The organism is Streptomyces sp. AV19 (assembly GCF_015999245.1).
Lineage (GTDB): Bacteria > Actinomycetota > Actinomycetes > Streptomycetales > Streptomycetaceae > Streptomyces.
In genome coordinates this window covers 24,830-33,875 of the sequence record NZ_JAEAMR010000021.1, presented here as the reverse complement: position 1 = coordinate 33,875, position 9,046 = coordinate 24,830, and the positions used below count along the sequence as shown (strand labels likewise).

Sequence of the window (9,046 nt, the reverse complement as noted above, 5' to 3'; positions counted from 1 at the left end):
CGTGGAAGAACACGTCGTGGAAGAACACGTCGTGGAAGAACACGTCGTGGAAGAAGTCGTCGTGGAAGAAGTCGTCGAGCCGGTCCGGCCACGCCCTGGGGAACAGCGGGCCGTGCTCCGGCCCCAGGACGGTCGTCGGGGCGGTGATCCGGGCCTCGCGGGCAGGCGGCTTCTCGTCGAGGGACGCCTCGACCGCGTGTGTACCGCGTCGACACCGGCGCGGTACCACACGGTCGAGGCGGTGAAGGCACCGGGCGCGCTGTGGACGGAGACGAGGTGATCGAGGCCGGCCTCGGCGAGAGTGGAGGCCGGGGCGGACCAGTGGGACGAGAAGTGGCGCGGACAGGCGCGCACCGCCGTGGGGTTCCGTCGAGCAGGCGCTCGGCGAGGGGGATCCGGCGGAACGGCCGGTACCAGCACTCCCGTTGCGCGGAGGGAGCGAGGACGCGGTCCCCGGTGCCGGGCAGCGGTGGTGAGACCACCAGCGCGCCCACGCGCTCCGGATGGTCGCGGGCAATCGTCCGGGCGACACGGCTGCCGATGTCGTAACCGGCCAGGACGGGGCGTTCGAGGCCCAGTCCGTCGATGAGCCCGAGGGGTCGGCCACAGCCACGGCGCCGGACGACCCGGCCACCGGGCCGGCGCCGGACGCGACATCGGCAGGGCCGGACTCGCCGGCCTGCTGGTCGCGTTCGTCGCCCGCATCACCCATCGGGCACCGGAACGCATCGACCGGACGCAGGCCCTGGACACGCTCGGTCCGGACTCGCCCATGGTCACCGAACTCGTCGTGGCCCTCCGGAGCGAACTGGGCTGCGAGATCCCCACCGTGGAAGTCATCAACGCCGACAGCATCGACGACCTCGCCGGCCGCGTTCTGTCACTCCTGGGCGTGCGCTGAGGACTCCGGGGGCCCGCGCCACCAGCCTCCGCCCCACAAAGCGCATTTCCCGACCCTTCCCCACCTCCAGAATATCGCCTTCCATTCACATCGCCAATTTCCCGAAAAATTCGCCCGTTTACTTTTCCGGCGGCGCCGGATTCGGATACCTTTCATGCCTCCGTACCAGCTGGGGAGATGGTGTGACGGTGAGCGAAGAGAAGGCCCTGAACGTCGGTCCGTCGGGCATCGAAGTGGCCTACGAGCGGTTCGGTGACCCCGGGGCACCGCCGGTGATGCTGGTGATGGGCGGCGGCGGGCAAATGATCAACTGGCCCGAGGAGTTCTGCGCGGAACTCGTCGGCCACGGCCTGCAGGTGATCCGCTTCGACAATCGCGACAGCGGCCGTTCGACGCATTTCCACGACGCGCCCGTTCCCGATCTCCAGGCGGCGCTGGCCGGTGACCTCTCGTCGGCCTCCTACACGCTGTCGGACATGGCCGCCGACGCGGTCGGCCTGCTGGACGTCCTGGGGCTGGACGGCGCCCACTTCGTCGGCGCTTCCCTGGGCGGCATGATCGCCCAGACGGTCGCGATCGAGTGCCCGGAGCGGATCCGGTCGCTGACGTCGATGATGTCCAACACCGGCGATCTCGGCGTCGGACAGCCCGACTTCGCGGTGCTGACCGGGCTGGGGGCACCGCCGGAGGACCGTCAGGGCTACATCGGCTGGTACGTCCGGGCCTTCCGGGTGATCGGTTCCCCGGGTTTCCCGTACGACGAGGCCGCGGCGGCCGAGCGGGCCGGGCTCGCCCACGACCGGGGCCTCGACCCCCTGGGCCTGCGGCGCCAGGCCGTCGCCACCGTGGCCTCCGGCGACCGCACGGCACGGCTGCGGACGCTCGACGTCCCCGCGCTCGTCATCCACGGGGCCGCCGACGTCATGTGCGACATCAGCGGAGGACGGGCCACCGCGGCCGCCATCCCCGGCGCGGAACTGATCACCGTCGAGGGCATGGGCCACAACTTCCCCCGCGGGGCGTGGCCGCAGATCATCCCGCCGATCGTCGCCCTCGTCCGTCGCGCCGAGAAGGCCTCGTCCACCGCCTGACCAGCGGCACCCGGTCCACACAGGGTTGACGCCGGGCGCGCGGCGCACCCTCCATGGTGCGTAGGATGCCGCGCGTGACACAGGTGCGCGACCCGCTGGAATGGACTCTGACCTCGCAACGGCCCGGACTGGCGGGCTATTTGACGGCGGGCTGCCGCACATACCTCCAGCCCGACGGCAGGGAGTCGGACTGGGACGTCCTCGACGGGGTGCCGACGGTCGCCGTCGTCGCGCTGACCGACGACGAACAGGGCGTGCTCGTCCGCCAGTTCCGCCCGGGCCCCGGCAGAGTCCTGGCGGAACTGCCGGGCGGCCAGGTGGCCGAGGGCGAGACGGTCGAGCACGCGGCGGCCCGCGAGCTTCTGGAAGAGACCGGCTACGAGGCCGGCTCCCTGGAGATCGCCATGTGCACCTACCTGGCCTCGTACGCCACCCACATGCGCTACGCGGTCCTGGCGCGCGGCTGCCGCAGGGTCGGCAACCCGAAGCCGGACCCGGAGGAGTTCCTCGAACCCGTCGCCCTGCCGCTCCCCGAGTACGTGGCCCACCTCCTCGGCGGCCAACTGACCGACGCGGGCCTGGGCCTGGCGGGCCTGGTGGCGGCCGGCCTGCTCCGACGCGCGGTCTGACGCCGCTGCCCGCCCCGGCCCATTTCGCATGCGCAGGCGCCGCGGGCGTACGCGGACGCCGACGTCGGCCGCGTGCACGTGAGCAGGATCGGGCCGGAACAGTCGGGCCGGAGAGCGGGGCTTCTTCGCCTTCTGCCGCACCGAGGTGCTGCCCCCGCCGACGGGTTGATTGGGGTGGACGGGCCTCCGGGGACGCAGGCACGCGCGGGTACACTCGCGGCCGGCGATCCGCCCGTGAACGGTGGCGGGGGCCGCGACGGAAGGGAGTCCGTGATGTCCGTACGCCTGGGGGACCGGCTTCCTCCGCAGGTCATGGATCTCTTCGCCCCGGCCGGGCGCGAGCGGCCCGAGGGGCAGTGCTTCCTGCTCGTCACGGTCGACCCGGACGGCTGTCCCCGTCCCTGCATGCTGAGCGTGGGCGATCTGTACCCGCGTGACGACCGGCACCTGCGCGCGGGGGTCTGGCCCGGGAGCCGGACGACCGCGAACCTCGACGACGGACGGCCCGCGCTGCTGGTCCTGGCCGCGCCTCCCGACGTGTTCCACGTCCGCCTCGCGCCCGTCCGGTTGCCGGACGCTCCCGGGAGCCCGTCGGCGCGGTTCGAGTGCACGGTGACCTCGGTGGACCGCGACGGGCACGAGGGCCTGCCGGTGACCCGTCCCATGTGGTTCGCCGCCCGCCCCGACATGCGGGACGAGGTCCTCGCCCAGTGGCGGGACCAGCACGCGGCGCTGCTGTGGTCCTAGTGCTTTCCGCCGAGGCCGTCCCGGGCCGGAGCACGATCCGGAGGGATTGATTCCGGCCTAGCGTGGCGGCATGAACTTCGGCACGCCCATCCCGGCGCTCTTCCCCGGGGCCTCGGGCCGCATCGTCACCGCGCTGACCGCGCACCACGCCCGGCACGCGGGGGCTCCGCTGCCGCTCGACCACCTGGCCCGCGAAGCCTCCGTCGCCGCGACGCAGTTGGAGACCACGCTCTTCCGCCTCGGCCTCCTCGGCATGCTCGCACCCCGCGCGCGGGGCGAAGCGGTGCGTCCGGTCGCGGGCCACATCGTGTGGAAGGCGCTCGACGGGCTGGCCGACCTGAGGTGGCGTGTGGTGGAGGAGGCCCGCGAGCGGATGCGGACGGACCTGTCCCCCGCGCCCGCCGTCCTCGCCCTCGCCGGTCCCGTGGCCGACGGCACCGCCACGCATGCCGCGGAGGTGCTGGAGCTGGTGCTCGTCCCGCCGCCCGGAGCGCCCGGTGACTGGTGGGAGCGGGCCGACCGCGCGGCCGCGCGGCTCTCCGAAGCCCTGGGCAACGTCGTCACGGTACGGCGGGCGGCCACCGCCGACGAGGTTCCCGCGGACGCCCTCGCCGTCCTCCCGGAGGCCCGATGAGCACCGCGGGCGTCGTCATCGCGGGGGCCGGTGTCGCCGGGGCGCAGACCGCCGTCGCCCTGCGCGAGCAGGGTTTCGACGGGCCCGTCGTCCTGATCGGGGCCGAGCCCCACCGTCCGTACGACAGGCCGGCGTTGTCGAAGAACCTGCTGCTGGGCAAGGAGGACGACCCGGTCTACGACATCGATTTCGAGGGGCTCGGGGTCGAACTGCGGCCGGGCGTCGAGGTCACCGGGCTGCGCGCCCACGACCGCGAGGTGGACACCTCGGACGGCCCCGTCCCGTACGGCACGTTGGTCGTGGCGACCGGCGCCGGGCCCGTCCCCCTCCTCGGCACCGACGAGGACGTGCACACGCTGCGGACCCTCGACGACGCCCGGCGGCTGCGTCCCGTGCTGGACGAGCGCCGCGACGTCGTGGTCGTCGGCGCGGGCTGGATCGGTGCGGAGTTCGCGACGGCCGCCTGCGCGGCGGGGTGCGCGGTCACCGTGGTGGAGGCCGCCGGCCGCCCTCTCGCCGGCGCCCTGCCCGCCGGGGCGACGGCGCCGATGGCCGACTGGTACGCCCGCGCCGGCGCCGAACTCCTGCTGGACGCCCGGGTCGCCGGACGGGAGCCCGGCGCGGTCGTGCTGGCCGACGGCCGGCGCCTCGCGGCCGGCGCGGTCGTCGTCGGCGTCGGCGCGCGGCCCGCCACCGCGTGGCTCGCGGGTTCCGGTGTCGCGCTGGGCGCGGACGGTTCCGTCATCGCCGACGACCGGCTGCGCACCTCGCTGCCGGACGTGTACGCGGCCGGGGACTGCGCCTCCTTCCCCTCCGCCCGCTACGGCACCCGCCTGCTCGTCCACCACTGGGACAACGCCCTGCAGGCCCCGCACGTCGTCGCCTGCGGCATCACCGGTACGACGGGGCGGCCGTACGACCCGGTCCCGTACTTCTGGTCCGAACAGTTCGGCCGCTACGTCCAGTACGCGGGCCACCACGCGGCGGCGGACACCGTCGTCACGCGCGGGGAGCCCACGGATCCCGAGTGGTCGCTGCTGTGGCTGCGCGGTGATGTGCCCGTGGCGGTGCTCGCGGTGGACCGGCCGCGCGACCTGGCACAGGGTCGCAAGCTCATCGAGTCGGGGGCGCGGCTCGATCCCCGGCTCGCGGGCGACCCGTCCGTGCCGTTGAAGGCGGCCCGCGGTGGACGGCCAGCGCGGTGATGTCGTCCGCCGCCGCTCCTGCGGTGTAGGCGCGCAAGTCCGCGTCGAGGGCTTCGACGACCTCGGCGGGCGTCAACCCCCGCCAGCCGTGGAGACGTTGCTCCAGGGGGTAGAACCCTCCGTTCCCGTCCCGCGCCTCGGTGACGCCGTCGGTGGTCATCAACAGCACGTCCTCCTGCCCGAGTTCGAACCGCTCGGCGTGGCGCGGCTCGCCGGTGAGCTCGGCGAGCCCGAGCGGGACACCGGTCCGGTCCAGGGCGACCGGGCCGGTGCGCTCCGGGCCGATCCGCAGGGGCGGTTCGTGACCGCAGGCGACGGCCCGCACGGTGGACGAGCCGTCGAAGGACAACAGCAGTGCAGTGGTGAAGCGTTCGGGGCGGCCGGCCTGGGCGGCGGTCGCGTTGTGCCGTTGTACGGCGATGTCGAGGGCGTCCGCGACGTCGGCGAGGCCGGCACGGTGCCAGGACGCCTCGCGGAAGGCGCTCAGGACCGCGAAGCCGGTGCCGATGGCCTCCAGCCCCTTGCCCTGGACGTCGCCGATCAGGACGCGGGTGCCGTGGGGCGAGTCCACCGCCTCGTAGAGATCGCCGCCGACCAGGGTGTCCTCCTCCACCGGCAGGTACAGCCCGTGCACCTCCACGTGCCGCAGGAGCAGCGGCAGCGGCTGGAGAATCTGCCGCTGGAGCGCGACCGCGGCGGAGCGGGCGCGCAGGGCCAGGCTCTGGTGGCGGACGCGCAGATGGGCCCCGGCCACGGACAGCAGGGCCAGGGCCGTGGTGACGACGACGCCGATCACCGCGTCGGCTGTGGAGGTGGGCGGCTCGATGAGGAAGGACAGCGGCCGCACCAGCACGGCCCACGCGGCGGCCAGCCACACCACCCGCAGGGAGCAGAGCCCGGCGGCCAGTGCGCAGACGACACTGACCGTCGCGGCCAGCCGCACGGCGCTGCCGGCCAGCAGCGCGGCGCCGAGGATGAGGGCCGTCAGCCCCAGTATGGCGAGCAGGGCCACGCGGTCGGCCAGGTCCGGTGGCGGTGGTGCCTGCATGCGCGGGGTGACGTCAGACATGGTGTCTCCGACTGAAGGGGGCGGCTCCGGCGTCCCGATTCTCATCGCGGGACCGGACGCCGGAGGGCACCTTCGGCTCACGGCGTGGCTGGGCCGGGGATGCCCCTCCGTCTACGGAGCGGCCACATACTGCGCCACCCCGTCGCCGAACGACCAGTCGGCCGACGCGTTCTCGGTCATGGTGACGAAGACGTTGTGCGGCTCGGCTCCCCCGTACGCGTGGGCGAGTTCGGCGATCCGCCGGTACAGGGCCTGTTTCTGCCCGGGTGTGCGTCCGGCCCGCATCGTGATCGCGATGTAGACGATGCCGTCGTCGCGGCGCTCGCCGAGGTATCCGCCGTAGCGCAGCGTGCTGCTGAGGCCGTCGTGGCCGGTGAGGACCTGGAAGCAGTCGTCGGGCGGGATGCCGATCGTCTCGGCGAGGGCGTCGTGCACGGCACGGCCCAGCGCGTCGAGCCGGGCGGGGTCGGTCGTCAGCGCGTCGATGCGGACGAAGGGCATGGGAAGGGGCTCCTCTCGACCAAGATCAGGAATGTACAGACTAGTAGGTACACTCCTGATGCGGCAACTGGCTCAGTTGCAGCGCCGACCGCGGAACTCCGCGTCCAGCAGGGCGTCCAGGTCGCCCGCCCGGTCGGTGTTCCTCGGGGCAGCCGGAACGGCGCCCTCCGGCTCACCGGCGCAGATATCGGCCCAGTGGGGCCGGGGTGAGGCCGGCGGCGCGGGCGGCGTCCAGGGCGCGGGTGAGGTCTCCGGCGAGGGTGGGGGTGAAGTGGAGCAGGACGATGTCCCCAGGGCGCAGTTGCGGCACCGGCGGGGGTGCGTCGCCCCAGGTGGTGAAGTCGTGTGTCCAGGTGACCAGTTGGCGCACACCGCACCGGCGCACCGAGGCCCGGGTCGCGTCGTCGTAGGCGCCGTAGGGAGGGCGCAGGAGGCCGGGCGGGCGTCCGAAGAGGGCGGTCAGCCGGTCACGCGCCCCGCAGATCTCCTTGCGCTGCCCGGCGCCGTCGAGGGTGGTCAGGTCGGGGTGACTGAGGGTGTGGTTGCCCGGGACGGCGGCCCGGCCGCGGGTGACCAGGGCGCGGAAGTATCCGGTGTCCTGGGCGACGGCGTCGGGGAGCAGGAAGAGAGTTGCGGGCACCCGGCGATCGAGGAGGATCCGGGCGGCGTCCGGGTCGCGGTGCCAGCCGTCGTCGATGGTGACGAAGACGACGGGGTCGTCGGTCTCGATGCGCGGGACGACGGGCGGCAGGCGTTGTTCGCCGGCGTGCGCGGGGGCGGGGACGAGGAGGGCGGCGAGCGCGAGGAGGATGGGTCTGCGCTGCTTCGGCATGCCCGACAGAGTTGGTCCGCACCTGAACGCTGCCAATGGCTCGGCAGCGGAATGCGGCGCCTCACACGACTCATGTCACCCTTTCCGGGCAGAATCCAACTGATGGCGGGAACTTCCGGATATCAGGGGGGACTTCATGCCGGACGACGAGCGGGCAGGCGCGGCATCGGAGAACCCGGTCCGTGAGGGGAGCCCGGACTCCGCGGTGGACCGGGTGGCCGATTTCTACGGCGCGTACATCGACGCCGTTTTCGACGGCGGGGACGGCCTCGCGAGGGAACTGCGCGCCCACTACCTCACCCGCGACCTCCGACGCCGCCTGGCCGCCTGGGAGGAGGCCCACCAGGCCGACGGCATCCTGCGGGCCCGGGACGTACCGGCCCACTGGGCGGTCGGCCACCACGACGCGGGCGCGGGGCACCTGTTCACCACGGTGACGCTGACCTGGGGCACGGGGCCGGACGCGGGGCGCACGCGGCTGGCGGTGCAGAGCGACTTGAGCACGCGGCTCATCTCCGACATCAAGGAGGAGTGAGAGGCTCCCGCGCCTCGGGTCCCGTGCTCAGATCTCCTGCGCCGTCGGCCGCACCGCGATTCGGTGGGCCGATGTAGAGCTCGGCCAGTCCGGTGCCCTGCCGGAGGCCGTCGGGAGAGAGGCACGCCGTCGGCAGGTCGGTGTGCAGCAGCTGTGCGGTACGAAAGGCGTGTTGGCCCTTGGCGTGCCCCTTGATCACCGCTCCTTCCAGCTTGATGAGGCTGGCGGCGCCGACGCGGGCCCTGATGTTGGAGGTGTACTCGATCACGGATTCCCGTCCGTCCGCGTAGCGCACGACCTCGCGGAACGGCGAAGTGTTCAGCCCCAGGCAAGACGCGGGAAGGGTGCCTTCGAAGCTGCCGGCGGCCTCGCTCACCTTTCCGGAGCTGTCCGCGCAGGTGTATCGCTCGGCCGTCGAGACTCTCGTCGGCCGGGTGGTGAAGGAGAGCCCCGGAGTCCACGTCGTGCGGTACGTTCCCACGCAGGCGACGGACTCGATTCGAGCAGGGGACGGATGCGCGTCGTGAGCCCGGGCGGCCGGGGACCACGCCAGACATGCTGTCGTCAGCACCATCACTCGCAACGCGACACCGGCTCCTCGCCGATCGGCCATGCACCCTCCTCAGCCCCGGGGTTGTGCCATCTCACCAGCGCACCCTCGCGGTCCCCTGCCTACCCGGGAAACCTCGAACGACCCGCGCCGCACAGGGCGTCCCGAAGCGCGGTGCTGCCGTGGGCGCCCGGGCGCGCCCCCCCGGGGGGCCCGGGCGGTGGGGGCGCCGGGGCGGGGGGGGCCCCGCGGGGGGCGCCGCCGCCCCGGCAGGGGTGGGCGGGGGGGGGGGAGGGCGTAGTGGGGCCCCCAAAACCGGGGTGGGCGGAATCACCCCCGCCGCGCCGCCCCC

12 protein-coding genes are annotated in these 9,046 nt (G+C 73.5%); 7 read left to right on the top strand and 5 right to left on the bottom strand.

Annotated elements, in window-relative coordinates; genetic code table 11:
* Positions 1–229, bottom strand: a 229-nt coding sequence (locus I5Q34_RS28200) for a hypothetical protein (protein ID WP_199895271.1), incomplete at its 3' end; no start/stop codon positions are given.
* A 426-nt stretch (positions 230–655) separates the two neighbouring features.
* Between I5Q34_RS28200 and I5Q34_RS28195 the strand changes: the two genes are divergently transcribed.
* The 6 genes from I5Q34_RS28195 (at position 656) to I5Q34_RS28170 (ending at position 5,207) form a co-directional block, all read left to right on the top strand.
* On the top strand, positions 656–901 hold the full coding sequence (locus tag I5Q34_RS28195) for an acyl carrier protein (protein WP_199895275.1): 246 nt from the start codon (positions 656–658) through the stop codon (positions 899–901).
* Positions 902–1,083: 182 nt separating this feature from the next.
* Positions 1,084–1,992, top strand: coding sequence for an alpha/beta hydrolase (locus I5Q34_RS28190; RefSeq protein WP_307811747.1), 909 nt, complete (start codon positions 1,084–1,086; stop codon positions 1,990–1,992).
* A 74-nt stretch (positions 1,993–2,066) separates the two neighbouring features.
* Positions 2,067–2,621, top strand: a complete 555-nt coding sequence (locus tag I5Q34_RS28185; protein WP_374193067.1) for an NUDIX hydrolase — start codon at positions 2,067–2,069, stop codon at positions 2,619–2,621.
* Between the two features lie 273 nt (positions 2,622–2,894).
* Entirely contained in the window at positions 2,895–3,368 is a 474-nt protein-coding gene (locus I5Q34_RS28180) for a hypothetical protein (RefSeq protein WP_199895269.1), read from the top strand.
* A gap of 70 nt (positions 3,369–3,438) precedes the next feature.
* A complete protein-coding gene (locus I5Q34_RS28175; protein WP_199895268.1) occupies positions 3,439–4,002 on the top strand; it encodes a hypothetical protein in 564 nt (187 codons plus the stop codon).
* A complete protein-coding gene (locus tag I5Q34_RS28170) occupies positions 3,999–5,207 on the top strand; it encodes an NAD(P)/FAD-dependent oxidoreductase (protein ID WP_199895267.1) in 1,209 nt (402 codons plus the stop codon). Before I5Q34_RS28175 ends, I5Q34_RS28170 begins: the two co-directional genes overlap by 4 nt.
* Here the strand turns inward: I5Q34_RS28170 and I5Q34_RS28165 are convergent.
* The 3 genes from I5Q34_RS28165 to I5Q34_RS28155 all read right to left on the bottom strand — a co-directional run bounded on the left by I5Q34_RS28165 (position 5,116) and on the right by I5Q34_RS28155 (position 7,609).
* Entirely contained in the window at positions 5,116–6,276 is a 1,161-nt protein-coding gene (locus tag I5Q34_RS28165; protein WP_199895266.1) for a PP2C family protein-serine/threonine phosphatase, read from the bottom strand. The two genes, I5Q34_RS28170 and I5Q34_RS28165, sit on opposite strands and share 92 nt — an antisense overlap.
* 111 nt (positions 6,277–6,387) lie before the next feature.
* Positions 6,388–6,777: a tautomerase family protein gene (locus I5Q34_RS28160; RefSeq protein ID WP_199895265.1), complete on the bottom strand. Its 390-nt coding sequence runs from the start codon at positions 6,775–6,777 to the stop codon at positions 6,388–6,390.
* 172 nt (positions 6,778–6,949) lie between these two features.
* Complete coding sequence (locus I5Q34_RS28155; RefSeq protein WP_199895264.1) at positions 6,950–7,609, bottom strand: polysaccharide deacetylase family protein; 660 nt, start codon at positions 7,607–7,609, stop codon at positions 6,950–6,952.
* 136 nt (positions 7,610–7,745) lie between these two features.
* Between I5Q34_RS28155 and I5Q34_RS28150 the strand changes: the two genes are divergently transcribed.
* Complete coding sequence (locus I5Q34_RS28150; protein WP_199895263.1) at positions 7,746–8,144, top strand: hypothetical protein; 399 nt, start codon at positions 7,746–7,748, stop codon at positions 8,142–8,144.
* Here I5Q34_RS28150 and I5Q34_RS28145 read toward each other — a convergent pair.
* Positions 8,131–8,520 carry a hypothetical protein gene (locus I5Q34_RS28145; protein WP_199895262.1) on the bottom strand — a complete coding sequence of 130 codons (390 nt, stop codon included), beginning with the start codon at positions 8,518–8,520 and terminating at the stop codon, positions 8,131–8,133. The two genes, I5Q34_RS28150 and I5Q34_RS28145, sit on opposite strands and share 14 nt — an antisense overlap.
* Between the last annotated feature and the right edge of the window lie 526 nt (positions 8,521–9,046).

Coding starts and splice junctions, on each gene's coding strand:
- I5Q34_RS28180 (WP_199895269.1), top strand. CDS start 2,895: ATGTCCGTACGCCTGGGGGACCGGCTTCCTCCGCAGGTCATGGATCTC.
- I5Q34_RS28175 (WP_199895268.1), top strand. CDS start 3,439: ATGAACTTCGGCACGCCCATCCCGGCGCTCTTCCCCGGGGCCTCGGGC.
- I5Q34_RS28170 (WP_199895267.1), top strand. CDS start 3,999: ATGAGCACCGCGGGCGTCGTCATCGCGGGGGCCGGTGTCGCCGGGGCG.
- I5Q34_RS28165 (WP_199895266.1), bottom strand. CDS start 6,276: ATGTCTGACGTCACCCCGCGCATGCAGGCACCACCGCCACCGGACCTG.
- I5Q34_RS28160 (WP_199895265.1), bottom strand. CDS start 6,777: ATGCCCTTCGTCCGCATCGACGCGCTGACGACCGACCCCGCCCGGCTC.
- I5Q34_RS28155 (WP_199895264.1), bottom strand. CDS start 7,609: ATGCCGAAGCAGCGCAGACCCATCCTCCTCGCGCTCGCCGCCCTCCTC.
- I5Q34_RS28150 (WP_199895263.1), top strand. CDS start 7,746: ATGCCGGACGACGAGCGGGCAGGCGCGGCATCGGAGAACCCGGTCCGT.